Origin of the sequence: Novosphingobium sp. PY1, assembly GCF_017312445.1 — a bacterium.
Classification (GTDB): Bacteria; Pseudomonadota; Alphaproteobacteria; order Sphingomonadales; family Sphingomonadaceae; genus Novosphingobium.
The window spans coordinates 106,774-130,333 of sequence record NZ_BLTI01000016.1; the positions used below are offsets into that span (position 1 = coordinate 106,774).

The 23,560-nt window shown below is 64.9% G+C and carries 25 protein-coding genes; 12 read left to right on the top strand and 13 right to left on the bottom strand.

Annotated features, from left to right (window positions below; translation table 11 throughout):
* Positions 1–186: 186 nt before the first annotated feature.
* The gene (locus J3474_RS20155) at positions 187–654 is read left to right on the top strand and encodes an outer membrane protein (protein ID WP_007014806.1); all 468 of its coding nucleotides are present in this window, start codon (positions 187–189) and stop codon (positions 652–654) included.
* 91 nt (positions 655–745) lie between these two features.
* Here J3474_RS20155 and J3474_RS20160 read toward each other — a convergent pair whose 3' ends face one another.
* Positions 746–1,387 (bottom strand): phosphoribosylanthranilate isomerase, encoded by a 642-nt coding sequence (locus tag J3474_RS20160; protein WP_207095373.1) that lies wholly within the window; start codon positions 1,385–1,387, stop codon positions 746–748.
* Positions 1,388–1,437: 50 nt separating this feature from the next.
* Here J3474_RS20160 and J3474_RS20165 point away from each other — a divergent pair, with 50 nt between their 5' ends.
* A complete protein-coding gene (locus tag J3474_RS20165; RefSeq protein WP_207095374.1) occupies positions 1,438–1,860 on the top strand; it encodes a DUF4019 domain-containing protein in 423 nt (140 codons plus the stop codon).
* A gap of 16 nt (positions 1,861–1,876) precedes the next feature.
* On the opposite strand, the gene J3474_RS20170 is transcribed toward J3474_RS20165, so the two are convergent.
* From J3474_RS20170 to purB, 4 genes are all read right to left on the bottom strand, one after another.
* On the bottom strand, positions 1,877–2,629 hold the full coding sequence (locus tag J3474_RS20170) for an SIMPL domain-containing protein (protein ID WP_013833998.1): 753 nt from the start codon (positions 2,627–2,629) through the stop codon (positions 1,877–1,879).
* A gap of 78 nt (positions 2,630–2,707) precedes the next feature.
* Positions 2,708–3,388: an orotidine-5'-phosphate decarboxylase gene (pyrF, locus tag J3474_RS20175; protein WP_013833997.1), complete on the bottom strand. Its 681-nt coding sequence runs from the start codon at positions 3,386–3,388 to the stop codon at positions 2,708–2,710.
* A gap of 2 nt (positions 3,389–3,390) precedes the next feature.
* Positions 3,391–3,741 carry a LapA family protein gene (locus tag J3474_RS20180; protein WP_013833996.1) on the bottom strand — a complete coding sequence of 117 codons (351 nt, stop codon included), beginning with the start codon at positions 3,739–3,741 and terminating at the stop codon, positions 3,391–3,393.
* A gap of 77 nt (positions 3,742–3,818) precedes the next feature.
* The gene (gene purB, locus J3474_RS20185; RefSeq protein WP_013833995.1) at positions 3,819–5,132 is read right to left on the bottom strand and encodes an adenylosuccinate lyase; all 1,314 of its coding nucleotides are present in this window, start codon (positions 5,130–5,132) and stop codon (positions 3,819–3,821) included.
* A gap of 384 nt (positions 5,133–5,516) precedes the next feature.
* Between purB and J3474_RS20190 the strand changes: the two genes are divergently transcribed.
* The 3 genes from J3474_RS20190 to J3474_RS20200 all read left to right on the top strand — a co-directional run bounded on the left by J3474_RS20190 (position 5,517) and on the right by J3474_RS20200 (position 8,865).
* Positions 5,517–6,044, top strand: coding sequence for a helix-turn-helix transcriptional regulator (locus J3474_RS20190; RefSeq protein WP_242528506.1), 528 nt, complete (start codon positions 5,517–5,519; stop codon positions 6,042–6,044).
* Between the two features lie 203 nt (positions 6,045–6,247).
* Positions 6,248–7,882, top strand: a complete 1,635-nt coding sequence (locus J3474_RS20195; protein WP_207095376.1) for an alpha-D-glucose phosphate-specific phosphoglucomutase — start codon at positions 6,248–6,250, stop codon at positions 7,880–7,882.
* 140 nt (positions 7,883–8,022) lie between these two features.
* Positions 8,023–8,865, top strand: coding sequence for an arylamine N-acetyltransferase (locus J3474_RS20200; RefSeq protein ID WP_207095377.1), 843 nt, complete (start codon positions 8,023–8,025; stop codon positions 8,863–8,865).
* Between the two features lie 5 nt (positions 8,866–8,870).
* Here the strand turns inward: J3474_RS20200 and J3474_RS20205 are convergent, their stop codons facing one another.
* The 4 genes from J3474_RS20205 to J3474_RS20220 form a co-directional block, all read right to left on the bottom strand.
* Positions 8,871–10,076 carry a cytochrome P450 gene (locus J3474_RS20205; RefSeq protein WP_207095378.1) on the bottom strand — a complete coding sequence of 402 codons (1,206 nt, stop codon included), beginning with the start codon at positions 10,074–10,076 and terminating at the stop codon, positions 8,871–8,873.
* Positions 10,077–10,187: 111 nt separating this feature from the next.
* Positions 10,188–10,715, bottom strand: a complete 528-nt coding sequence (gene moaB, locus J3474_RS20210; RefSeq protein WP_207095379.1) for a molybdenum cofactor biosynthesis protein B — start codon at positions 10,713–10,715, stop codon at positions 10,188–10,190.
* Positions 10,705–12,519 carry a lytic transglycosylase domain-containing protein gene (locus J3474_RS20215; RefSeq protein WP_207095380.1) on the bottom strand — a complete coding sequence of 605 codons (1,815 nt, stop codon included), beginning with the start codon at positions 12,517–12,519 and terminating at the stop codon, positions 10,705–10,707. The genes moaB and J3474_RS20215 overlap by 11 nt, the downstream gene beginning before the upstream one ends.
* A gap of 69 nt (positions 12,520–12,588) precedes the next feature.
* Positions 12,589–13,344, bottom strand: a complete 756-nt coding sequence (locus J3474_RS20220; protein WP_207095381.1) for a uracil-DNA glycosylase family protein — start codon at positions 13,342–13,344, stop codon at positions 12,589–12,591.
* A gap of 103 nt (positions 13,345–13,447) precedes the next feature.
* On the opposite strand from J3474_RS20220, the gene J3474_RS20225 reads away from it, so the two are divergent.
* The 3 genes from J3474_RS20225 (at position 13,448) to J3474_RS20235 (ending at position 16,707) form a co-directional block, all read left to right on the top strand.
* Positions 13,448–15,097, top strand: a complete 1,650-nt coding sequence (locus tag J3474_RS20225; protein WP_007014821.1) for an electron transfer flavoprotein-ubiquinone oxidoreductase — start codon at positions 13,448–13,450, stop codon at positions 15,095–15,097.
* A gap of 75 nt (positions 15,098–15,172) precedes the next feature.
* Entirely contained in the window at positions 15,173–15,988 is an 816-nt protein-coding gene (locus tag J3474_RS20230) for a 4-(cytidine 5'-diphospho)-2-C-methyl-D-erythritol kinase (protein WP_207095382.1), read from the top strand.
* Complete coding sequence (locus tag J3474_RS20235) at positions 15,985–16,707, top strand: N-formylglutamate amidohydrolase (protein ID WP_207095383.1); 723 nt, start codon at positions 15,985–15,987, stop codon at positions 16,705–16,707. Before J3474_RS20230 ends, J3474_RS20235 begins: the two co-directional genes overlap by 4 nt.
* Positions 16,708–16,780: 73 nt before the next feature.
* Here J3474_RS20235 and J3474_RS20240 read toward each other — a convergent pair whose 3' ends face one another.
* Positions 16,781–17,206, bottom strand: coding sequence for a DUF3806 domain-containing protein (locus tag J3474_RS20240; protein WP_038576783.1), 426 nt, complete (start codon positions 17,204–17,206; stop codon positions 16,781–16,783).
* 217 nt (positions 17,207–17,423) lie between these two features.
* Here J3474_RS20240 and ilvD point away from each other — a divergent pair, with 217 nt between their 5' ends.
* From ilvD to J3474_RS20260, 4 genes are read left to right on the top strand one after another with little or no spacing between them, the layout of a single operon-like run.
* Complete coding sequence (gene ilvD / locus J3474_RS20245; protein ID WP_007014825.1) at positions 17,424–19,280, top strand: dihydroxy-acid dehydratase; 1,857 nt, start codon at positions 17,424–17,426, stop codon at positions 19,278–19,280.
* 5 nt (positions 19,281–19,285) lie between these two features.
* Positions 19,286–19,729, top strand: coding sequence for a hypothetical protein (locus tag J3474_RS20250; protein WP_207095384.1), 444 nt, complete (start codon positions 19,286–19,288; stop codon positions 19,727–19,729).
* Positions 19,689–21,128: an NAD(P)H-hydrate epimerase gene (locus J3474_RS20255; RefSeq protein WP_207095385.1), complete on the top strand. Its 1,440-nt coding sequence runs from the start codon at positions 19,689–19,691 to the stop codon at positions 21,126–21,128. Before J3474_RS20250 ends, J3474_RS20255 begins: the two co-directional genes overlap by 41 nt.
* Positions 21,125–22,393: a class I SAM-dependent RNA methyltransferase gene (locus J3474_RS20260; protein ID WP_207095386.1), complete on the top strand. Its 1,269-nt coding sequence runs from the start codon at positions 21,125–21,127 to the stop codon at positions 22,391–22,393. The genes J3474_RS20255 and J3474_RS20260 overlap by 4 nt, the downstream gene beginning before the upstream one ends.
* 30 nt (positions 22,394–22,423) lie before the next feature.
* On the opposite strand, the gene J3474_RS20265 is transcribed toward J3474_RS20260, so the two are convergent.
* From J3474_RS20265 to J3474_RS20275, 3 genes are all read right to left on the bottom strand, one after another.
* On the bottom strand, positions 22,424–22,684 hold the full coding sequence (locus tag J3474_RS20265) for a hypothetical protein (protein ID WP_207095387.1): 261 nt from the start codon (positions 22,682–22,684) through the stop codon (positions 22,424–22,426).
* Positions 22,685–22,779: 95 nt separating this feature from the next.
* Positions 22,780–23,010, bottom strand: a complete 231-nt coding sequence (locus tag J3474_RS20270; protein WP_041559061.1) for a hypothetical protein — start codon at positions 23,008–23,010, stop codon at positions 22,780–22,782.
* Positions 23,011–23,087: 77 nt separating this feature from the next.
* A complete protein-coding gene (locus J3474_RS20275; RefSeq protein WP_041559060.1) occupies positions 23,088–23,516 on the bottom strand; it encodes an MAPEG family protein in 429 nt (142 codons plus the stop codon).
* Positions 23,517–23,560 lie beyond the last annotated feature (44 nt).

Below are 23,560 nucleotides of genomic sequence, written 5' to 3' on the forward strand. Positions count from 1 at the left end.
CTCACGAATTCAATTGCAAATTATGCATCTGCACGTGAGCATATAACACGATAGTGTCCTTAAATGGCCGATTTGTGACACTTTCAACCTTTTCTGAATAATTTTGTTCATCTGGCGGCAAGGATGCGGGGGCCAGCGGGGCGGTCCCCGATGAGGGTCGGGGGAAGAATACTGGAGTTTAAAAATATGCGTATTGCACTTGTCTCGCTCGCCGCGGTTGCTGCCGCAGCTGTTGCCACCCCCGCCATGGCCAACGAAGCCCGTATCGAGGCGCGCACCGGCCTTATCTGGAACGGCAGCGACAGCGACGCAGTTGCGGGCGTCGCAGCCGGCTACGACTACGACTTCGGCGACAAGTTCTTCGTCGGCATCGAAGGTTCGGCTGACAAGATCCTGACCGACGACACCCGCGTTTCGTGGGGTGCTGGTGGCCGCGCCGGCGTCAAGGTCCTCCCGGGCAGCAAGCTCTACGCTGCGGCCAACTGGCAGTCGAAGCCCTGCCGTTACTGCAACAGCGCCGTCGGCGTTGGCGGTGGCTGGCAGCAGGACCTCGGCCAGAAGATCTATGCCAAGGTCGAGTACAAGCACCAGCTCATCGGCGACAACACCCCCGATGCCGATCTCGGCCTCGTCGGCGTTGGCGTGAAGTTCTGATTTCGGGCTTAGGCCTGAACTGAAATCGCTCCTCGGAGCGTAAGCCAGGGGAAGGGCGGTCCATGAGGGGCCGCCCTTTCTCTTTGCGCGTTCAGCGCGCCTGGACTGCGCGGCAGAAGGCGGCGATCAGGTCGTCGTCCTTGACGCCGGGCGCACTTTCCACGCCCGAGGACGTGTCGACGAGCGGCGCTGCAGTCAGGTCGAGCGCCTGGGCGACATTGTCGGGCGTCAGACCGCCGGCGAGCCCCCAGGCCACCGGGCCCTTCCAGTTCGCCACCAGCTTCCAGTCGAAGCTCAGCCCCATGCCGCCGGGCAGGGTGCCCGCAGGCGTCTTGGCGTCGAACAGAACCCGGTCGACGGCGCCGGCATAACTATCGGCGCGCGCGACGTCCGTTTCGCTCGCCACCGAAAGCGCCTTCCAAACGGGAATGCCGAAGCGTGCGCGCAGTTGGGCGGCACGCTCGGGCGTTTCCTTGCCGTGGAGCTGCAGGACGTCGAGCCGGGCTGCGGCCACCGCTTCGCCGAGCATGGCATCGTCGGCATCGACGAACAGGCCCACGCGGAAAATGCGTCCCTGTGCACGGGCGGACAGAGCTGCAGCTTCAGCAGTCGTGACATTGCGCGGGCTCCTGGGGAAGAAGACGAACCCGGCAAAGGCGGCGCGCGCGCGGATCGCCGCATCGAGCGAACCGGGCTCGCGGATTCCGCAAATCTTGATCTCGGGTGTTGGCATCGCGCAGTCGTCGCCTATGTAATGGCCCCCAGTCATTGCCGGGGACGAAGATGTACCGTGTCGCGCGCTATCTAATGCCATTTGCCGCCGCCGCAATGCTGGCGGGCTGCGGGATCAAGGAGTCGGTGAAGGACGCGAGGGTCGAAGTGGGCCAGTTCCACGCCGCGCTGGATGGTGGGCAATGGAAGAAGATCTGGATCTCAGCGGATCCCGATCTTCGCAAGAACACGCAGAAGGCGAAGTTCGAAAAGCTGCTCGAGGCGGTCCATCGCAAGCTGGGCGGCGTGAAGGACAGCCAGCAGGTCAGCCTCAACGTGAACACCGGAACCGGTGGCACTTTCGTGACCGTGATCATGCAGACCACGTTCGAGAAAGGCACCGGCACCGAGGAATTCGTCTATCGTCGCGGCGAGGGGAATGCGTTGGCGCTGGTGCGCTACGACATCAAGTCGCAGGACATGATGTTGAACTGAGGACGATGTCCGGGCGTCAGGGCGCCAGTTCGAACTGGACCGTGACGCTGGTGTTGAGTTCCAGCTCACCCGCGGCGACCGGCGGAGCCGCACCGACCTTGCTCGATTCCATGCGCACGGCCATCGGCATCGGCCGCGGTGCATAACCGCCGCTCTCGCTGATCGAGATGATCCGCACCACGCGCAAGCCTGCCGCTTTCGCGTAAAGCTCTGCGCGTGCGCGCGCCTGCTTCATGGCGTCGATCCGGGACTCGTCGCTCGCCGCATCCGGTTCGGCCAGCATGAAGTTGGGGCCGTTGACCTGGTTGGCGCCCGCGCTAACCAGTGCGTCGATTACCTTGCCCATGTCGTCCAGCTTGCGCTGGCGCACCATGACGTTGTTGTTGGCCTCGTAGCCGACGATAGTCCGGGTATCGCTGTCATAGCTGCCGTCGGGCTGGCGCTTGGGCTGCGAATAGACCGGGTTGAGGCTTAGATTGCTGGTCTGGATGTCCTTGTCGGCGATACCTGCCTTCTTCAGTGCAGCCATGACCTGCGTCATCTGACGCGAATTGGCGGATAGCGCTTCGCTGGCGGTGCGACCCTGCGTGGCGACACCGGCGGTGTAGCCCGCCATGTCGGGCGTGCGCGTGGAACTGCCCTGTGCAGTGACAGTCAGAAGCGTATGCCCCGCCGCAATGGCGGGAACGACATCGCTCTGCTGGGCAAGAGCCGGCGGCGCGATGGCAGTGGCAAGCGCGGCGGCGGCAATCAGGCTCAGGCGTTTCATTGTGTATCTCTCCGTCTTGGTGACCGTGCAACGGTCTGGACGGAAAGAGGTTTCAGCGCGCTGAACCGAGTTGGCGATTCAGAGGGTGCCTTCGATCGCCCGGGCAGCGGCGAGGGGGTCTTCGGCGCGGCTGATCGGGCGGCCGATCACCAGCACGCTGGCGCCGTTGTCGCGCGCCTGACGCGGGGTGACAATGCGCTTCTGGTCGCCGTTGCCATTGCCGCTGTCGGGACGCAATCCGGGGACGACGAAGTATCCGTCCTTCCACTGCTTGTGCACCGCGCCGACTTCGTGGCCGGAGCAGACGATGCCGTCGAGCCCGGCCGAATGGGCCAGATCGGCAAGGCGCAGGGCCTGTTCGGCGGGGTCGGACTGGACGCCGATCGCCGTCAGGTCGTCATCGTCGAGGCTGGTGAGCACGGTGACGGCTACGACCTTGCAGTTCTCTCCGGCAGCGGCCTTGGCGTCTTCCATCATCGCCCGGCCGCCGGCGGCGTGAACGGTGACGATCGCCGGTTCCAGCACGTGGATCGCCTGCATCGCGGCGGCCACCGTATTGGGAATGTCGTGCAGCTTGAGGTCGAGAAAGATCGGCAGGCCGAGCTTGTGCAGCTCATGCACGCCGTGATGACCGTGCGCGCAGAAGAATTCGAGCCCCAGCTTGATCCCGCCGACGTGGCCCGCGACCTTGCGCGCCAGCGCTTCCGCTGCATCGAGGCGGGGCACGTCGAGGGCGAGATAGATGGGGTTGTTGCTCATTCTCAGGCTTCCGGAGAGGGGGTGGGCGTTGACGTATCGAGTGGATCGACAGCCAGCGGGGTATCGCCGGGCTGCGAAGTCATGGACGGCATCGAGCTTGCCCGGATCGAGTTCTCCAGCGAGGCGATGCGGCGGGTCAGGCGCCAGCGCACGGCACGCAGATAGAGCCATACCGGAAGCATGCCCAGGAGGAAGAACAGCAGGGCGACGACGCCCACCGGCCATTCGAAGTGGACGTAGTTGCCATCGTCGAGCGGCCAGAAGTTCACCGGAACCTTGGTCCAGTTCATGGCAATGAACGCCACGAGGATCGCCGTGAGTGCGATCCACAGGACGGTGCGTATGACCTGCATTTTTCCTCCTGTGCTCCCTTCGGGATTTTCACGATGCTAGGCGTGAAATCAGGGCATTGGAAGACCGGGCAAAAGGCTTAGTTGCCGAACACCCGCGCGAAGATCGTGTCGACGTGCTTGAAATGGTAGTCGAGATTGAACTTGTCCTCGATCACTTCGGCCGGCAGGGCCTTGGCAACGTCTGCGTCGGCCTTGAGCAGTTCCAGCAGGCTGAGCTGTCCGTCGGATTCCCATACCTTCATCGCGTTGCGTTGAACGAGGCGGTAGCTTTCGTCGCGGGTAAGACCTGCCTGCGTCAGCGCCAGCAGGACGCGCTGCGAGTGAACCAGCCCGCCCATGCGGTCGAGGTTCTTCTGCATCCGTTCGGGGTAGACGAGCAGCTTGTCGATCACGCCGGTAAGGCGCGCGAGCGCGAAGTCGAGGGTGATCGTCGCGTCCGGACCGATGAAGCGTTCCACCGAGGAGTGCGAGATGTCGCGCTCGTGCCAGAGCGCCACGTTCTCCATCGCCGGGAAGGCATAGGATCGGATCATGCGCGCCTGGCCGGTCAGGTTCTCGGTGAGGACCGGGTTGCGCTTGTGCGGCATGGCCGACGAGCCCTTCTGGCCCGGCGAGAAGTATTCTTCGGCCTCGAGCACTTCGGTACGCTGGAGGTGGCGGACCTCGACGGCGATGCGCTCGATCGAGCTGGCGATCACGGCGAGTGTGGCGAAGAACATGGCGTGGCGGTCGCGCGGGATGACCTGGGTCGAAACCGGTTCGATCTCGAGGCCCATCTTATCGGCGACATAGGCTTCGACCGAAGGATCGACGTTGGCGAAGGTGCCGACGGCACCGGAGATGGCGCAAGTGGCGATCTCTTCGCGCGCGGCGACGAGGCGCTTGCGGCAGCGCGCGAACTCGGCATAGGCCTCGGCCATCTTGAGGCCGAAGGTGACCGGCTCGGCATGGATGCCGTGGCTGCGGCCGATGGTCGGGGTGTACTTGTGCTCCTCGGCGCGGCGCTTGATCGCGGCCAGCAGGTCGTCGAGGTCGGCAAGCAGGATGTCGGCAGCCTTGGCGAGCTGGACGTTGAGCGTCGTGTCGAGAACGTCCGAGCTGGTCATGCCCTGGTGCATGAAGCGCGCCTCGGGACCGACCTGCTGGGCAACCCAGTCGAGGAAGGCGATGACGTCATGCTTGGTAACGGCCTCGATGGCGTCGATCGCGGCGACGTCGATCACCGGATTGGTTGCCCACCAGTCCCACAGGGCCTTGCCGGCGCTTTCGGGCACCACGCCCAGTTCACCCATCTTGACGGCGGCATGCGCCTCGATCTCGAACCAGATGCGGTAACGGGCTTCGGGTTCCCAGATCGCGGACATCGCGGGGCGGGCATAACGGGGGACCATGGTTCGACTCCTTCAGACCTGACGCGCGTGTGCCGCTAGGGGCAGGGCGCGCGAAAGGCAAGGGCGGGTAGGACTGAAACGCAAAAGCCGTTGTCGGATCTTCGCCGGCCGGCCCTGCGCGATAGCGCGGCCTGGTCGCGGGAACGCTATCGCGCGATCGAGATATAGCCGCGTGCCGCCCGGTGCCCCTCTTTCGTCCCGTCCGCGAATATAAGGGATGTTACGAGGTCGGCCAGAAGCGATACTGCCTCGGACATTTTTTCGTCTCTGCGGCTTGCTAGAAAGTCAAAGTCAGCCTTATAATGCAACAAGTTAAGTGCCGAAAAAGGGTGTCGGTGCGACACTGGGGTTTATAAATGAACAATGCTATCAGCCGGGCGGGGCATGGGTGATGATGGCGCCGATCCGGCGCCTCGTCCGCTCGACGTGTTTCCCAGCCTGACGCCAAAGCAGCACGAAGTCCTGGGCTACGTCGCGGAGAATCGCACGAGCAAGGAAATTGCGTTCGAACTCGGCATTTCGGTCAGTGCCGTCAATCAGCGCATCGAGAGCATCCGCAGCCGCACCGGCTCACCACCGCGAGCAGAACTGGCACGTGCCTATCGGGCCTACCTGCAGGAGCAGGAAAAGGCGGTCGAGCCGGAGGAAGAGGCGTCTAGATCAGTGGAGCCGGTGGAGCTCCTGCGCGAAGACGATGAGCAACAGCGCGCGCCGGAAGTTGGCACTGCCAAGGTCAGTGTCGATGCCCGGGCACAGTTTCCGCAATCCCAAAACCCGGAAAGGGCGGATTTTTCCTTCGGGGATGCGCCATCCCGCACTCTCCTGGCAAAGGCCTTCATCATCACCGGGGGCACGGTCGTTGTCGTGCTGGTAGCGCTCGGCATCGTCGTAACGTTGCACAAGGTCTTCTGAAGCCGAGCGGGATGGGCATGAGAAATGCTCCGGCTCGTTTCAGCCAATTGCGCACTCGCGTCATCCCATCGGGCGTTTGACTTCAAGGGAAACGCCATGAAAGTGTTCGCAGGTGCAAACGCGTCGTTCCGACAGGCGGTCCTGCCTGCGGTTCATCCCTTTTGGGCTCAAGCTATTCAACTCATCCCGGTGGAGACTTCGGATTGACCCAGATCGTCACGGTTCAAACCCAGCCTTTCGATGGACAGGCCCCCGGCACGTCCGGCCTGCGCAAGAAGGTGAAGGTGTTCCAGCAAGCGAACTACGCCGAGAACTTCATCCAGTCCGTTTTCGATTCCGTGACGCGTGAGCGGGGGGCGACCCTGGTTATCGGCGGGGATGGACGTTTTCATAACCGTACCGTTATCCAGCAGGCGATCCGCATGGCGGCGGCGAACGGCTATGGCCGCGTGCTCGTGGGGCGCGGCGGCATTCTCTCGACCCCGGCGGCTAGCCATGTGATCCGCAAGTACAAGGCCAGTGGCGGACTGGTCCTGTCGGCCAGCCACAACCCTGGCGGTCCCGACGAGGATTTCGGCATCAAGTACAACATCGCCAATGGCGGTCCCGCGCCCGAGGGCGTGACGAGGGCGATCCACGCCCGCACGCTGGAGATCGACCGCTGGCTTACAGTGGAAGCCCGGGACGTCGATCTCGACCGGATCGGCGACGTCGAAGTGGGAGCGATGACGGTCAGCGTGATCGACCCGGTCGCCGACTATGCGGACCTCATGGAAGAGCTGTTCGACTTTGCCGCGATCCAAAAGGCTGTTGCTGGCGGGTTCACCATGCGCTTCGACGCGATGAGCGCGGTGACCGGCCCTTATGCCGTCGAGATCCTCGAAAACCGTTTGGGTTTTGCGAAGGGCACGGTCGTCAACGGTACGCCGCTTGAGGATTTCGGCGGTCATCATCCGGACCCCAATCTCATCCACGCCCGGGAACTCCACGATCTGATGATGGGTGAGGACGCGCCGGACATCGGGGCTGCCTCCGACGGTGACGGAGACCGCAACCTGATCATCGGGCGCGGGCGCTTCATCACGCCCTCGGATTCGCTGGCCATGCTGGCGGCCAACATAGAGATTGCGCCGGCCTACAAGGGACGCCTGGCCGGAATTGCCCGTTCGATGCCGACCAGCGCTGCTGCCGACCGCGTGGCCGAAGAGCTGGGTGTGCCGTGTTTTGAGACGCCGACGGGCTGGAAGTTCTTCGGAAACCTGCTCGATGCCGGCAAGGTGACGATCTGCGGCGAGGAAAGCGCCGGTACAGGTTCGGACCATGTGCGCGAGAAGGACGGTCTTTGGGCCGTGCTCCTGTGGCTCAACATCCTGGCGGTAAGGCAGATCCCCGTGGATCAGCTGGCCCGCGAACACTGGGCCCGGTTCGGCCGCAATTACTATGCCCGCCACGATTATGAGGGGATCGACAAGGACGGCGCCGATGCCCTGATGGCAGGTCTCAGGAACAGTCTGGATTCTCTTGCGGGCCGCTCCGTTGGCGCGCTGCGCGTGAAGCTCGCCGACAGTTTCTCCTACACCGATCCGGTCGACGGCTCGGTCAGCGAGAATCAGGGCGTTCGGGTGCTGTTCGAGGATGGCTCGCGCATCGTTTTCCGTCTTTCCGGCACCGGTACGCAAGGTGCCACCTTGCGCGTCTATCTCGAACGGTATGAACCGGCAGGCGGCCGGCTGGACGAGGATACCGGGGCGATGTTGGCGGAGCAGATCGCGGCAGCCGATGCGATCGCCGGGATTGCGCGCCATACCGGTCGTATCGCGCCAGACGTCATTACCTGACGGGCAGCACCCAAGGGTAGGGGCGGGGCCATGGCAATGTCCGCGGTCTGCGCACAGCGTTTCCCCTGTCCATGCACCGGTTATCCCGGAGTTATCCACAGGCTTGCCCGAACCGGCGTGAACATGCCATTCCGCCGGGAATGGAACTCGAACAGTACCTTGGCCGCATCGGCCTGAGCGAAGCGCCCGCCCTCGATCCGGGCGGGCTGGCCCAGTTGCAGCTCGCCCACAGGCGCGCCATCGGTTTCGAAAATCTCGATATCCGCCTGGGCCGCGGCATTCGCATCGACAGCGCTTCGGTGTTCGACAAGCTCGTGGTGCGTGAGCGGGGCGGATACTGCTTCGAGCAGAACCGCCTCTATGCCGATATGCTCACGTTCCTCGGCTTCGAAAATCGCCCGCTGCTGGCGCGCGTCCTGCTTGGCATTCCCGAGGGAGTCGCGCCGCCGCGCACCCATACGCTGCTGCTTGCGCAAGTGGATGGAAAACCATGGATTGCGGATGCGGGCTTCGGTGGCAGCTTCGTGCCGCCCCTGCCGCTGGAACACGCTGCGGAAGTGGGGACGTCTGACGGCGCCCGCCACCGCCTGCTTCGCGTGGACGAGCCGGGTTCGCTGCTGGGCGAATGGCGGCTGGAGCGCGCCGGGCCGGTAAGCGCGACCGATGGCCGCAGTGCACCGCACGGGGACTGGCAGCCGCAGTACGCCTTCGATCTCACGCAAGTCGCTCCCGATGACCTGGAGATGGGCAATCACTGGACTTCGACGCGGCCCGATACGCGCTTCACTTCGCTGCATATCGCCAGCATCGTCCTGCCGGGAGGTTTCGCGGCGCTCAGCGAAAGGCAGCTGGCTGTCTATCGTGACGGGAAGAGCGAAACGCGCACGATCGACGATCCGCGAGACTACGCGCGTCTGCTGCGCGACCTGTTTCGTATCGACCTGACCGACGAGGAAGTCGCCGAGCTACCGCTGTTCGCCTGAACAGGTCAGTCCCATTCCAGCCTTAGCTCGGTGAGCGCCCCGACATTGCCGGCGCGATATCGCGGCGGCGAACCGGGCTTGACCCGGAACGACGGAATGCCCTTGAGCCATTCCTCGATGAACAGGATTGCCTCCAACCGGGCGAGCCCGGCGCCAACGCAGCGGTGCGGCCCAACGCCCATGGTGGTGTGGCGCACGGGCGACAGATTGCGCTCGAAATCGACCTTGTGGGGATTGTCGAAGCAAGCGGTGTCGAGGTTGTGGATCGAACTGTTGAGGTAGACGAGATCGCCTGACCTGAGGGTGATGCCGTCGATCTCGACGTCCCTCACGAGATTGCGGGTCACCGAGACCATCGGATAGCGGCGCATCAGTTCGTCCGCAGCTTGCGGGATAAGCTCGGGACGATTGCGCAGCAGGTTCTGGTCCTCGGGATGGCGCGCGAGATGCAGGGCAATGTTGCCAAACATCGATACCACCGTGTCGAGCCCGCCGAAAAGCAGGTTGCGGCACATGCGCTGCGCCTCGTCGAAGGTCCATTCGCGGCCCTCGATGGGAATGGAGAGGATGCGACTGAACAGGTCCTGCCCGGGTTTGCGTAGTCGTTCCTCGATATAGGGGCGCAAGTAGTCGTCGGCGGCATCGCGCAGCTGCTCGACCGTCATCGAGCCGTCGGGCCGGGTAAGCTGCTGGCCCAACGGACGCAGGCGCAGGCGGTCCTGCGTCGGCACGTCGATCAGCGTGAGGAAGATGTGAATCGGCAGGACTTCTGCGTATTCCTCCATGAATTCGCACTCGCCGTGCGGGGCGATCTGCGCGGTCAGTTCACGCGCGACCTCGCGGATCAGCGGTTCCATCGCGACGACGTGATTGTTCGCAAAGCCTTTCATTACGGCCATGCGGAACGGCTTGTGTTCGGGCGCGTCCTGCTGGAGCGGGATGAAGTTCATCGCTTCGCCGAGCCCGGGCGTTACCGCTAGCGCCTCGTTCGACAGGTTCTCTGCGTCGTTCCAGAGCTTGCGCGTCGTCTCGCCGTCGGCGGCGATCCAGTGCCCGCCATTGGCCGTTGTCCAGACCAGGGCATGGTCGCCGCGCACCGAGGCCCATGCCGCGAAGTAGTCCTCTTCGGAGCCGGGCGGGGCGAAGATGTCGAAATCGACGACCCGGTCCGCAGGAACATGGTCAGGGCGGTTCGCCGCCACAGTCGCCATAGCACTTTTCTCCCAATGTCTTGTCGGGAGCGAGGCTAGGGGGACGCGCTTGGTCGGCCTACTCGCACAAGGACGAGGTGGCGAATGACGCCGTGCCGATCTATTGGCCGGTCAGACTTCGCGCAGACGCGGCATGAGTTCGACGAAGTTGCAGGGCCGGTTGCGGCTGTCGAGCTGCTCGGCAAGGATGCCGTCCCAACCGTCCTTCACCGCGCCATTGGAGCCGGGTAGGGCGAAGATGTAGGTCCCGCGCGCCACGACGGCAATTGCGCGGCTCTGCACGGTCGAGGTGCCGATGGTCTTGTAGGACAGCCAGCGAAACAGCTCTCCGAAGCCGGGGATTTCCTTGTCTTTGATCTTGTCGAGTGCCTCGGGCGTGACGTCGCGGCCGGTAAGGCCGGTGCCGCCGGTCGAGATGATGGCGTCTATGCCGCGATCGTCGACCCAGTTGTTCAGCCGGTTGGCGATCCGCACCGCATCGTCGCGTTCGATCGCCCGCTCGACAAGCTTGTGGCCCGCTTCCCGGATCCGCTGCTCGAGAATGTCGCCCGAGGTATCGTCCTCGGGGCCTCGGGTGTCGGATACTGTCAGAAGGGCAATGTTGATCGGCTTGAATGTCCGGTCGGGGTCAATGGCCACGCAAGATCGCTCCGTTCGCTGCCATGCGTACGCCCTTCGATCCGGCCAGTTCCGGGAAAGTCGGCCACATGTCCTGGGCAAGCGCCACCCGGCTTTCCGAAACGCCGCCCGCCTGGCGCTCGTACATCCAGTAATTGCGCAGGACAATGTTCACGTAGCCGCGGGTTTCCCAGTAAGGGATCGATTCCATCCAGAGCAGCGGATCGCCGTTGTCATTGATCTCGGTATTCCAGCGCGTGACCGGAGCGAGACCGGCGTTATAGGCCGCCATGACCTTGGGTAGCAGGCCCTGCGTTCCCGACGCACTCTTCAGCATTTCGAGGTGCCGCTGGCCGAAGGCGAGATTGATTTCGGGCTTGTTGAGGTCGCTGGCCGATCCCGACACGCCGATGTCCGAGGCATGATCGCGTGCGGCGGAAGGCATGATCTGCATCAGGCCGCGCGCACCGGCGGGGCTGACGACGCTGGCCTGGAAGATGGATTCCTGGAGCGCATGGGCATAGACCAGCGCCGGATCGACTTTCCAGCCGCCGATGGGCGTCCACTTGGGAGTGGGGAAACGGGTCGCCGGTTCGGGCTTGCCGCCGCGCGGGGCATTGTAGGCCATCCACAATTGCGTCGAAGGCAGGCCAAGGTCGCGGGCAAGGCGGGAGAGCGGTTCGTACTGGCCGGGATCGCCGATGCGGGCCTGATGGCGCAGCACTTCGTCGGCAAGGCCGTCCTCGCCGATCTCGGCGAGTTCCACGGCCGCGCGCACATTGGTGTTGTTGCGCAGCGATTGCCAGTCGGCCTGGGTAAAGTCCGCACCTGCATGCTGTTCGGGCAAGTGCACGCCGAGCTGTTCGCTCGCCAGCATGCCGTAAAGCGTCTCGTCGCGCTTGGCCGCCATGCGCAGGGGTTCTGCGGCGAGGTCCGGGCGGCGGCAGCGCACGAGGGCGCGGCTCTGCCAGTAATAGGATGCAGAAGTCAGTTCCGCGTTCTCGGACGTTTTCGCGGCCTTGGCAAAGGCGTCGCCGGCGGCATCGCAATCGCCCAGGCGCCATGCGGCGAGGCCTGCCGTCCACCATGCCTCGCCAACCCAGGGGCCGGTACCGAGGGTTGCCAACTGCGCCATCTGGTAGGCCGCGGCGTCCTGGTTCTCGATAAAGAAGCTCCAGGCGACGCGCTGGCGCCACTCTGCGCGCGCCGAATTGCTCAGCCCGGCGTCGATCCCGTCGAGCAGGACTCGCGCGCCCATCGGGTCGTCGTTCTTGATGCGGTCGAGGATGCCGGAGGAAATTGCCTCGGGCATCGTGCCGTCGTTGATCGAGGAGGGGCGGGTGCGCTTGGGCATCGAGGGCAGGCGGGCGAACTGCTGCTCGGTCGGCAGGTCGGGAATCGCCTCCGCCCCGCGCTTCAGGGCAAGGCGGGAAATCTGGTCGGCGCCGGGAAGCTGCGTGCCCTTGGCCAGCCAGTCCTGCAGGTCGGGCAGCTCGATCTTGGGCGAACCGGCGGCAAGATAGTATTCCGCGCGGGCCTGCTGGTGCAGCGGGCCGTCGGGCCGCTCGGCCAGCATCTGCTGGACCTTGGACCAGTTCTTGGCGTCGATCGCGTCGAACACCTGCTTGTAATAGGCGCGATCATCCTGGCTCAGCAGCGAAGGCACGGCAGTGCGGTCCGCACGGGTGCGGAAATAGTCGACGGCGGCACTGTTCGCATATGCAGGAGCGGTCGCCACGGTCGCGGTGCACGCGATGGCGAGTCCGGCGATCCATCCTGCCTTGGCAAGTTTAGTCAAAATTCGCTTCCCCGATCGTTCGATCACTCCGCCTGCCCGGTGCGGCCCCGGCCGGTCAGGCGCAACCTGGCTCTGCGGTATCTGCGCCGGGCCGGTTCAGCCGGTCGTCCACTTGAGCCAGGCCTGCCAGAGAACGGCTTTCCATCGCGGCTGCGCCAGCAATGCAGGTAGCCCCCTCGAAGCAAGCAGAGGTATCGTTCCTCCTTCATGATGGAATGTGTGTAAAACGGCAGAGCGTTGCGGCAATTCGTGCCCAATGAGCGGCAGGACGTTTGTTCCCAGTAGGATAAGCCGTTCCGGCGCCACCAGATTGACATGATGGACAAGCACCTGGCCGAGCCCGCGCTCGTTCATCGCTGCCCAGTCGGGCGCCGGTGTCGCGCGGGGCAGGGCGCTTGCAAGGTAGATGTCCTCGCGGCGCGTGCCGAAGGCGGCCAACATGGCATCGAGCAGTCTGCCTTGCGGTCCGCCGAGCAGCGCCTGGCTGTCCTCGGGTTCCGGCATGTCGACAACGACCATCAGTTTCGCGCCCGCCTGGCCCTGTGGCAGCATCCTGCCCTCGGTGGAGCCATCGTCGAGCAGCGGTTCGCTCAGCCACCACTGGCCGAAGGCGGCGAGGTCGCCGGGCAGCGCTGCAGGATCGAAGCGGCTGGGCGGCGGCGTTGCTTCCACCTGTTCGACCGGTGTGCGCCGGGGACGCCGCGGTCCGGTGGAATGGGCGTCTTCGTCCTCGGGCGGGGTCAGCCACTGGCGCGGCTCGTCGAGGAAGGCATAGTCCACCCCCGCATCGCGCCACCAGTCCAGTGCACCTGCGATATCGTCCAGAAATTGCGTATTCGTGGCTTGAACCATCGCCGGGGTCTTGACCTGTCGGCGACGAGCAATCAAGGCACAAGAGAAATTAATCGTACGACTAAGTTGATACCGGATAACAGGATCGGAGTTGGGGGCCCCCATGATTGAACGCGAAGAGATGCCATACGACGTCGTTGTTGTCGGCGGCGGTCCGGCCGGCCTGTCGACGGCGATCCGGCTCAAGCAGGTTGATCCCGAGCTGCAGGTCTGCGTGCTGGAAAAAGGCTCCGAGATCGGCGCCCATATCCTGTCCGGCGCGACGATCGACCCCAAGGCGCTCGACGAGCTGCTTCCGGGGTGGGCCGACGACGGCTGTCCGCTGGCCGAAACACCGGTGACCGACAACCTGCACTGGCACCTGACGAAGAAGGGCAAGGTCTCGATGCCCGAGATCGTGATGCCGCCCTTCATGTCGAACGAAGGCAACTTCACGGGCTCGCTCGGCAACTTGTGCCGCTGGCTTGCCGAAAAGGCCGAGGAACTCGAAGTCGAGATCTTCCCCGGCTTCCCGGCTGCCGAGATCCTCTATGACGACAACGGCGCGGTGATCGGCGTCCAGACCGGCGACATGGGCGTTGACCGCGAGGGCAATCCCAAGGGCGACTTCCAGCCGGGCATGAACCTGCTCGGCAAGTACACCGTCTTCTGCGAAGGCGCGCGCGGCCACCTGACCAAGCGTCTCAAGGCCAAGTTCGACCTCGAGGCGAACTGCGAGCCGCAGATCTATGGTCTGGGCATCAAGGAACTCTGGGACATCGATCCCGACAAACATGCGCCGGGCCGGGTCATCCACACCCAGGGCTGGCCGCTCAGCGAGAGCGATTCCTGGGGCGGCGGCTTCCTGTACCACCAGGCCAACAACCAGGTCTCGCTCGGCTTCGTGACTGCGCTCGACTACAAGAATCCCTACGTCTACCCCTTCGAGGAATTCCAGCGCTGGAAGCAGCACCCGGAAATCCGCAAGATCCTCGAGGGCGGCAAGCGCGTGGCCTATGGCGCGCGCGCAATCAACGAGGGTGGCTGGCAGTCGGTGCCGCAGCTTGCCTTCCCGGGCGGCGTTCTGGCCGGTTGCTCGGCAGGGTTCGTCAACGTGCCGCGCATCAAGGGCACGCACACCGCGATGAAGTCGGGCATGCTCGCTGCCGAGGCGATTGCCGCCGCGATCAAGGCGGGCCGTGAGCAGGACTCGCTCATGGAATACGACAGTGCCGTTCGCGAAAGCTGGATCGCCAAGGAGCTCAAGCTCGTGCAGAACGCCGAGCCGCTGGTCGCCAAGTGGGGCGGCGAACTGGGCACGATCCTTGCCGGTGCGGACATGTGGCTGCGCACCTTGTTCGGCTTCGGTCTTGCCAAGCCGATGAAGCACCACACCGATGCCTCGACGCTGCAGCGGGCCGATCTGTACAAGCCGATCGAATATCCCAAGCCCGACGGCGTCATCAGCTTCGACCGCCTGACCAGTGTCGCCTACTCGTTCACCAACCACGAGGAAGAGCAGCCCTGTCACCTGCGGCTCAAGGATCCGACGGTACCCACCGCGATCAACCTGCCGGTCTATGCCGGGCCGGAAGCGCGCTACTGCCCGGCAGGCGTCTACGAGTTCGTCGACCCGGATGGTGCGGGGCCGCGTCTGCAGATCAACGCGCAGAACTGCGTCCACTGCAAGACCTGCGACATCAAGGACCCGACCCAGAACATCGAATGGGTCACGCCCGAAGGCGGCGGCGGTCCGAACTACCCGAACATGTGATTTTCGGATCATGGCGAAATGACTGTGAAGCGTCGGGGGTTGCTCCGGCGCTTCACTCGTTTCAGGGAGGGCGCGATGACTCTTTCCGAAACCGCTTATGCGAAGATCAATCTCGCGCTGCACGTGCGCAGGCGACGCGAGGACGGCTATCACGAGCTGGAGACGCTGTTCGCCTTCGTCGATGATGGCGACCGGCTGACAGCTTCCGTCGCGGACCGCGATCACCTGACGACGCACGGTGAATTCGCCGGTAAGATCGACGATCCCTTCGACAACATCGTCGCCAGGGCGCTCACCGCCCTGCCGCACGGCAAGCGCTGGTCGGTCGACCTCGACAAGCGACTGCCGGTCGCGGCGGGGCTGGGCGGCGGTTCGGCCGACGCGGGCGCGGTATTCCGCATGGTCGAGCGCGTCCACGGCCTGCCCGATGACTGGCACGCGAAGGCGGCGGAGCTGGGGGCAGACGTGCCGGCCTGCGTCCTCTCGCGCCCGTGCATCGGCACCGGGACAGGCACCGACCTTGAGGAAGTGGCCGAGAACGACCTTGCCGGATGCCCGGTCCTGCTTGTCAATCCGCGCTTGCCGGTGCCGACCGGGCCGGTGTTCAAGGCGTGGGACGGCGAGGATCGCGGGGCAATGCCGACAGGATCGCTGCGCGAGATCGCGCTAGCGGGGCGCAACGACCTGGAGGTCCCGGCCATCTCCATCTGCCCGCAGGTGGCCGATGTGCTTGCGGCACTCGGGCGCACCGATCCATTTCTCGCCCGCATGTCGGGCTCGGGCGCTACCTGTTTTGCCCTTTACGAAAGCCGCGAGGCCATGCTGGCCGCCGCCGAGGCGATTGCGCGCGACCATCCCGAATACTGGAAGATGACCGGAGCCCTGCGTTGATTCACGAAGCCTATCGCATCGTCGGAACCCCGCGTTTCGGCGGCATCCTCGTCGTTGCCGATCATGCCTCGAATCGCGTTCCGGACGACATCGCGCTTGGCATCGATGCCGCGCTGATGGACGAACACATCGCCATCGACATCGGCGTGGCCGGAATCGCGGAGAAGATGGCGCGTAATACCGGCACGGCGGCCTTCCTCGGCAATGTCAGCCGCCTCGTATGCGATACCAACCGCGACGAGACCGACCCGGCCGCGATCCCCGAAAGGAGCGACGGCCGCGTCATTTCCGGCAATCTCGACATCGACCGCGAAGCGCGTCTGGCGCGTTTCCATCGCCCGTTCCACGAAGCGCTGGGAGAGATCCTGCACGGCACGCCGCAGGCGCTCACTCTGATCCTGCACAGCTTCACCCCGGCGCTGGAAACCCGGCCCGACGAGGAGCGCCCCTGGCACTGCGGCCTGCTCTACGACGAAGACGACCGCGGCGCGCGCCTTGCCGAGCCCTTGCTCGAGGCCGATGGCCTGATCGTCGGGGACCAGCTTCCCTATTCGGGCAAGATCTACAATTCGACGATCTGCCGCCACGTCGAAAGCGAGGGACGGCCATACCTCTACCTTGAAGTGCGGCAGGACCTGATCGCCGACGATGCCGGACAGGAGGAATGGGCCGAGCGCCTGACGCGCATCTGCAATGAAGTGGCGATCGGCCTGGAGTAGCGCTCAAATTGTCGCGTCGGCTGCGACAGGACAGGACCGAGAGCAGCCTGCAAGGGGGCACCCTCCGTCTGAGCTATTCCGCATCGCCGCCAAAGGCGATCTCGTTCAATTGCTCGCGCGTCTGTTCGTACATCATGTCGATGTCGACCCGCTCGCCTTCCTCGACGCGCTGCGAGATCATCGTCACCGGGAAGCACAGGATGCTCGTGCCCGGCCAGTTGAGCGCGGGCTGGCGGCCGTACTCGTCGTCCACCGTCACCCAATCGAGCATAAGGTCCTGCGCCAGGGCATCGCCCATGGCGATCCCCAGCGACTGCAGTTTCCAGGTGTCTTCGGGGCCGACCCATCCTTGCGCCAGGTTGGCGCGGATCACGGCCAGCTTGCCCTCGATCGTGTCGTAGGCCTCGTCGGGGTTGTTGGCGAAGTGGCCCTTGATCCATCCCCTGGCCAGATCGAGCCACTCTTGCTCCTCGGGTGCGAGGGTAAGGGGTTCAGGCATGTCCATGGGGCCATGATAGCAGCAAGGCGGCCGGCGGCCAAAACCGGCTTGTGAATAGCCTGTGTGCAATTCCCGCAAGTGCCGCTTGCGCAAGAAAAGGTGCGGCGCAGGCGCCCTTCATGGTATTTTTTCGCTTCGGATGAGGCCCCATATGGCGTAGGGGCGCACCAAGCACTTGTGCGCCTGTGGGGCGCTGTTTTCGACCGGAGTTTCGCTGATGCCTGCCTATCGTTCCCGCACTTCCACCCACGGCCGCAACATGGCAGGTGCCCGTGGCCTGTGGCGCGCGACCGGCATGAAGGACGGCGATTTCGGCAAGCCGATCATCGCCGTGGTCAATTCCTTCACCCAGTTCGTGCCCGGTCACGTCCACCTCAAGGACCTTGGCCAGCTCGTCGCCGGTGAGATCGAGGCCGCGGGCGGCGTCGCCAAGGAATTCAACACCATCGCGGTCGACGACGGCATCGCCATGGGCCACGACGGCATGCTCTACTCGCTGCCCAGCCGCGACCTGATCGCCGACAGCGTCGAGTACATGGCCAATGCGCACTGCGCCGATGCGCTGGTGTGCATCTCCAACTGCGACAAGATCACCCCGGGCATGCTCATGGCCGCGCTGCGCCTGAACATTCCGGCGGTCTTCGTTTCGGGCGGGCCGATGGAAGCGGGCAAGGTCGTGCTCAAGGGCAAGGAACACGCGCTCGACCTCGTCGATGCCATGGTCGCCGCTGCGGACGAGAGCTACACCGACGAGGAAGTCACCGCGATCGAGCGCTCGGCCTGTCCGACCTGCGGTTCGTGCTCGGGCATGTTCACCGCCAATTCGATGAACTGCCTCACAGAAGCGCTGGGCCTTTCGCTGCCGGGCAACGGCTCTGTGCTGGCCACCCATGCCGACCGCGAGAAGCTGTTCCGTGAAGCAGGCCGCCTCGTGGTCGACTTGTGCCACCGCTACTACGAGCAGGAGGACGAGAACGTCCTTCCGCGCAAGATCGCCAGCTTCGGTGCTTTCGAGAACGCGATGAGCCTCGACATCGCCATGGGCGGTTCGACCAACACCGTGCTGCACCTGCTTGCGGCCGCATACGAAGCAGGCGTGGACTTCACCATGACCGACATCGACCGCCTTTCGCGCAAGGTGCCGTGCCTGTCCAAGGTCGCGCCGGCAAAGTCCGACGTCCACATGGAAGACGTTCACCGCGCTGGCGGCATCATGGCGATTCTCGGTGAGCTGGACCGCGCCGGACTGATCCATCGCGATCTGCCCACCGTTCACAGCCGCACCCTTGGCGATGCGCTGGAGCGCTGGGACATCGTGCGCACCAAGGACGCCTCGGTGCAGGAATTCTTCAAGGCTGCTCCGGGCGGTGTGCCCACGCAAACCGCGTTCAGCCAGTCGCGCCGCTGGAAGGAACTGGATATCGACCGTGAAGGCGGCGTGATCCGTTCGAAGGAACATGCCTTCAGCCAGGACGGCGGCCTCGCTGTCCTGTCGGGCAATGTCGCGCTCGACGGCTGCATCGTGAAGACGGCGGGCGTTGATGACAGCATTCTCAAGTTCACCGGCCCGGCGCGGGTCTATGAAAGCCAGGATGCGGCTGTTGCCGGTATTCTCGGCGGCGAAGTCGTTGCCGGTGACGTCGTAGTCATCCGCTACGAAGGACCGCGCGGCGGACCGGGCATGCAGGAAATGCTCTATCCGACCAGTTACCTCAAGTCGAAGGGCCTCGGCGCGGCCTGCGCGCTGATCACGGACGGGCGCTTCTCTGGCGGCACTTCGGGGCTGTCCATCGGCCACGTTTCACCCGAGGCGGCCGAAGGCGGTGCGATCGGTCTGGTCGAGAACGGCGACGTGATAGAGATCGACATCCCCGGCCGCTCCATTTCGCTGAAGATTTCGGACGAGGAACTGGCTGCGCGTCGAGCCAGGATGGAAGCGCGCGGGGCCGATGCCTGGGCGCCGGTCCATCCGCGCAAGCGCAAGGTCTCGGTTGCGCTGCAGGCCTATGCGGCGATGACCACCAGTGCCGCACGCGGCGCGGTGCGCGACGTAAGCCAGCTCAAGCGGAACTGAGCTGCATGGCGCGCGGCGCGGCGGTTGTCGGACTTTCGCGCGGCGTGCTCGCGCTGCTGCCGCTGATCGCGCTGATCGCATGCTCGAGCGGGAAGCCGCAGGCGCCGGCGACGGCCGAAGGGGCCGACCACATCGCCTGCGCCGTGGGCGGCGCGCAAAAGCTGACCGAGGCCTGCGCCGTCGAGCGCGGCGAGGTCGACGGCAAGCTGATGCTGGTCGTTCATCATCCCGATGGCGCCTTTCGCCGCTTTGAAGTGCTGACCGACGGGCGCGGCATAGCCGTGGCCGATGGCGCCGACGAGGCGGTGACTGCGCTCAGGGATGGCTCGCTCGACGTGAGCGTGGGAACGGATCGTTATGTATTCCCCGCGAAAGTGCGGCCCAGGCCCGATGCCACCGGAGAAACTGATGTCCAGCGAACAGACGCCCAGCGATCGGACGCGAATTGACCAGATCCTGACTGTCGCGCAGATGCGCGATGCCGAGCAGGCCCTTATCGACGCCGGGACATCTATCGACGAACTGATGCAGGTGGCCGGTCGAGGAGCTGCGGATTGGGTCTGGCGGCTGGCTGGACATCACAAGGTCACGGTCCTTTGCGGCCCGGGCAACAACGGCGGCGACGGCTATGTGATCGCCGAGGCAATCCGCGAGCGCGGGGGGCATGCCGTGGTCATCGCTGCGACCGAGCCAAAAACCGACGCTGCCCGCAATGCGCGGGCGCTCTTCAGGGGCGAAGTCGTCGCCCTCGATGACCCTGGCGGCGATGTGCAGGTGGAAGGCGACGTCTTCGTCGACTGCCTGTTCGGCAGCGGCCTTGCGCGTCCCCTGACCGGAGAGCACGCGGCCGTCGTCAACGCTCTGGCGGCATCGCACCGCCTGTCGATCGCGGTCGACTTGCCCAGTGGCATCCAGTCCGACAACGGCATGCTGCTCAACGGGCATTTGCCGAAGTACGACCTGACGATCGCGCTGGGGGCCTGGAAATTCGCGCATTTCCTGATGCCCGCTTCTGCGCGCATGGGCGAATTGCGGCTGGTGCCGATAGGCGTGGAACCGGTCGCGGGGGCCGCCTTCGCGGTGGCGCGTCCGGCAGTTGCCGCACCCTCTCCGGATTCGCACAAGTACAAGCGCGGGCTTCTTGCCGTCGTCGGCGGGGCCATGCCGGGCGCGGCGATCCTCGCCAGCATCGCCGCGCAGGGCGCAGGGGCCGGCTATGTCAAGCTGTTCGCCGACAGCAAGCGCAATGCGCCCGCCGATCTCGTCGTCGATACAGGCGCGTTGTCCGATGTGCTGGCCGATGATCGCAACAGCGCGGTGTTGGTCGGCCCGGGTCTCGGACGCGACGGTCTTGCGCGCGAAAGGCTCGCCGTCGCGCTCGCCGATGCGGTACCCGCAGTCGTCGATGCCGACGCGCTGATCCTGCTTGCCCCGCGCCATCTCGCCGAACGGCAGGCCGCGACGATTGCCACGCCCCATGAAGGCGAGATGGTCGCGCTCGAACGTGCCTTCGACCTCGATGGCAGCGGTTCGCGGCCCGAGCGCGCCCTCGCGCTGGCGGCGGAAAGCGGCATGATCGTCGTTGCCAAGGGGCCGGATACCGTCATCGCTGCGCCTGACGGTCGGCTCGCCTGCGCACCGCGCGCGACCACGTGGCTTTCGACCGCTGGTACCGGGGACGTGCTTGCCGGAGCGATCGCCAGCCGGGTCGCCGGCGGGGTGCCCGCCTTCGAGGCGGCCTGCGAGGGCGTATGGCTCCACGGCGAGGCTGCGCGGCTTTGTCCGCCGGCTTTCACTGCCGGACAGCTTGCCGAGAGGATACCGGCTGCGCTAGCGGCCTGTCTGTGAGCGAAACCGAAGAAATCCTGCGCATCGCCTCCAAGGGCGATGGCGTAACCGCAAGTGGCCGATTTGCCTGGGGCGCCGCCCCGGGGGACATGCTGCACGAGGACGGCACCCTGGAATGGGGGCCGCATCACGTGGAGCCGCCCTGCCGCCATTTCGGCCGCTGCGGTGGCTGCCAGTTGCAGCAGCTAGACGAGGAGAGCCTTGCAGCCTTCGTCGAGGCGCGCGTGGCCAATGCCTCGGTTTCGCAGGAGCTGGGCGCCGAGACGATCACGCCGCCGCATCTCTCGCCGCCGATGAGCCGCCGCCGCGTCTCGCTGCGGGCGGAAAGTTCGGGAGGTCGCATCGTCGTCGGCTTCCGCGAGGCGCGTTCGCACCGGCTGGTCGAGCTTGAGGAATGCCATGTGATGGCGCCCGAGCTGGCGGCGCTGCTGGCGCCCTTGCGCAAGCTGCTGATCACGATGGGCAAGGGCGCGCCCAAGCCGAAGAAGGGCGGAAAGCAGGGCAAGCGCCAGGAAAAGGGTGGCGCAATGCCGCGAATGGCCGCCGACATCGAAATGACCCTGGTCGAGCAGGGCGTCGACCTGGGGGTCAAGGGCCTGGCCACGGAAGGGCTAGCGGCAACCGAGGCCATGCTGGACTTCGCGCGCGACCACGGTCTTGCGCGCCTTACCATGGATGGCGGCTACGGCCACGAAGTGGTCTGGGAGCCTGAACCGGTCACGGTGAAGCTGGGCGAAGTCTCGGTGCCGTTTCCGCCGGGCAGCTTCCTGCAGGCGACGCAAGACGGCGAGGAAACGCTGGTCGGCGCGGCCAGGGAATGGCTCGCCGGGATGCCGACGGTTGCGGATCTTTTCTCCGGGCTGGGCACATTCGCCTTCGCGCTGGCGGGACCGGATAGGAAAGTGCTGGCCGCAGAGGCCGCGCGCGATGCGCACCTGGCCTGCAAGGCCGCCGCGGACCGCTCACAGCAGCCGGTCTTCGCCGTCCACCGCGACCTGTTCCGCAATCCGCTGCAGGCAGACGAGCTGGGCAAGTTCGCGGCGGTTCTCCTCGATCCGCCACGCGCCGGCGCGCGTGAGCAGGTGGACTGCATTGCCGAATCGAGCGTGGGGCGGGTGGTCTATATTTCCTGCAACCCGTCGAGCTGGTCACGCGATGCGGCGCGGTTGATCGATGCGGGATTCCGCCTTGTCGAACTGCGCCCGGTAGGCCAGTTCCGCTGGTCGACGCATGTCGAGCTGGCGAGCCTGTTCGTTAGGGACTGAGAGTGCGCGGGCGGCTTGTTGCGCGGCCCGTTATTCTCCGGCGGCCTTGGCCATCATGTCCATGAAGTCGCGCGCGGCTTCGCGGTCTTCCTCGCTCTTGAATGCAACGTCTAGGTCGGGCGCGGCGCCGAACATGTACATCAGCGTCCACAGCGCGAACTTGCGGCTACGGTCCTTTTCCATTCCGAAGTCGACATTCATCCGGTCGATGCCCACCTCAAGCGTGGTCGGGGCAATGGTGGTCAGGTCGTCGGTGCCGAAGTAGCGGCGAAGCTGGTCGTCGAAATCCATGCCTCACGCCTTACCAGCAGGCGCGCATCAGGCGAAGCTGCAAAGTGATGCAGGCCGATCGGCATCGGCCGAGACATCGGCCGGCAGCCGTGGGTTCAGTCGCGCCGCTTCGTCCAGCCGAGGCAGGAGGCGCACAGCTGGTAGGAGACGATGCCCCAAGCGCTGGCGATAAATCCGACGAAGAAGGTGTACCAGTTCAGACCCCAACCGGTTTGGAGGACCTTGTCCACCAGCGAGGTCAGGGTCAGCAGGATGAAGAAGACCACTACGCCGAAGAAGGCGTACTTTCCTGGCTTGATAGCCGGAAAAGAGCGACCAGCTGCCACGCTCGAACTCCCAAGTTCATTGTTTCTTGGAGGTACAATATGTCGATTCGGCGCCTTGGTCCAGAGCCTGCCGGGCGTCAGAACATGGCGAGTGCAGCGCGGGCGACGAGGAACATCAGGCAGAAGCTCGAGAGCGCGAAGACACCGAAGCGCAGGCTGATCTTGTTGATGGTCGATTGCACGATCGAGTGGATTACCCGCAGGGCAACGTAAGCCCAGCCGATCTGGGCATTGAGACCATCTCCCTGGCCGATGATGGCAAGGGTGATCGCAACGGCATAGAAGACGGTCGGCGCCTCGTGCAGGTGGTTGTAATTGTGGGCCTTCCACTGGACCTGCGGCGGAAGGAGATTGTCGAGTGAATTTGCCGGGTCGCTGGCCAGCTCTTCGGGATCGACCTTTGCGGCGCTGAGGGCCGGAATGCGGGTGCCGTAGAGCCAGAACCACATGACCATGGTCCACGCGGCCAGCGCGACCACAGGTTGCAGTATCGCCATTCCGATCATTCGATTTCCCCCTCTGCCAGTGCCTTAGCGTCTGCCGAGACGGG

What these genes read in the sequence shown, in the direction of transcription:
- pyrF (WP_013833997.1), bottom strand. Translation starts at nt 3,388, where the DNA reads ATGAGCAACAACCCCATCTATCTCGCCCTCGACGTGCCCCGCCTCGAT.
- J3474_RS20250 (WP_207095384.1), top strand. Translation starts at nt 19,286, where the DNA reads ATGGCGCGCGGCGCGGCGGTTGTCGGACTTTCGCGCGGCGTGCTCGCG.
- J3474_RS20220 (WP_207095381.1), bottom strand. Translation starts at nt 13,344, where the DNA reads ATGGTTCAAGCCACGAATACGCAATTTCTGGACGATATCGCAGGTGCA.
- J3474_RS20225 (WP_007014821.1), top strand. Translation starts at nt 13,448, where the DNA reads ATGATTGAACGCGAAGAGATGCCATACGACGTCGTTGTTGTCGGCGGC.
- J3474_RS20155 (WP_007014806.1), top strand. Translation starts at nt 187, where the DNA reads ATGCGTATTGCACTTGTCTCGCTCGCCGCGGTTGCTGCCGCAGCTGTT.
- J3474_RS20205 (WP_207095378.1), bottom strand. Translation starts at nt 10,076, where the DNA reads ATGGCGACTGTGGCGGCGAACCGCCCTGACCATGTTCCTGCGGACCGG.
- ilvD (WP_007014825.1), top strand. Translation starts at nt 17,424, where the DNA reads ATGCCTGCCTATCGTTCCCGCACTTCCACCCACGGCCGCAACATGGCA.
- J3474_RS20265 (WP_207095387.1), bottom strand. Translation starts at nt 22,684, where the DNA reads ATGGATTTCGACGACCAGCTTCGCCGCTACTTCGGCACCGACGACCTG.
- J3474_RS20180 (WP_013833996.1), bottom strand. Translation starts at nt 3,741, where the DNA reads ATGCAGGTCATACGCACCGTCCTGTGGATCGCACTCACGGCGATCCTC.
- purB (WP_013833995.1), bottom strand. Translation starts at nt 5,132, where the DNA reads ATGGTCCCCCGTTATGCCCGCCCCGCGATGTCCGCGATCTGGGAACCC.
- J3474_RS20170 (WP_013833998.1), bottom strand. Translation starts at nt 2,629, where the DNA reads ATGAAACGCCTGAGCCTGATTGCCGCCGCCGCGCTTGCCACTGCCATC.
- J3474_RS20230 (WP_207095382.1), top strand. Translation starts at nt 15,173, where the DNA reads ATGACTCTTTCCGAAACCGCTTATGCGAAGATCAATCTCGCGCTGCAC.
- J3474_RS20240 (WP_038576783.1), bottom strand. Translation starts at nt 17,206, where the DNA reads ATGCCTGAACCCCTTACCCTCGCACCCGAGGAGCAAGAGTGGCTCGAT.
- J3474_RS20165 (WP_207095374.1), top strand. Translation starts at nt 1,438, where the DNA reads ATGTACCGTGTCGCGCGCTATCTAATGCCATTTGCCGCCGCCGCAATG.
- J3474_RS20160 (WP_207095373.1), bottom strand. Translation starts at nt 1,387, where the DNA reads ATGCCAACACCCGAGATCAAGATTTGCGGAATCCGCGAGCCCGGTTCG.
- J3474_RS20200 (WP_207095377.1), top strand. Translation starts at nt 8,023, where the DNA reads ATGGAACTCGAACAGTACCTTGGCCGCATCGGCCTGAGCGAAGCGCCC.
- J3474_RS20275 (WP_041559060.1), bottom strand. Translation starts at nt 23,516, where the DNA reads ATGATCGGAATGGCGATACTGCAACCTGTGGTCGCGCTGGCCGCGTGG.
- J3474_RS20255 (WP_207095385.1), top strand. Translation starts at nt 19,689, where the DNA reads ATGTCCAGCGAACAGACGCCCAGCGATCGGACGCGAATTGACCAGATC.
- J3474_RS20190 (WP_242528506.1), top strand. Translation starts at nt 5,517, where the DNA reads ATGGGTGATGATGGCGCCGATCCGGCGCCTCGTCCGCTCGACGTGTTT.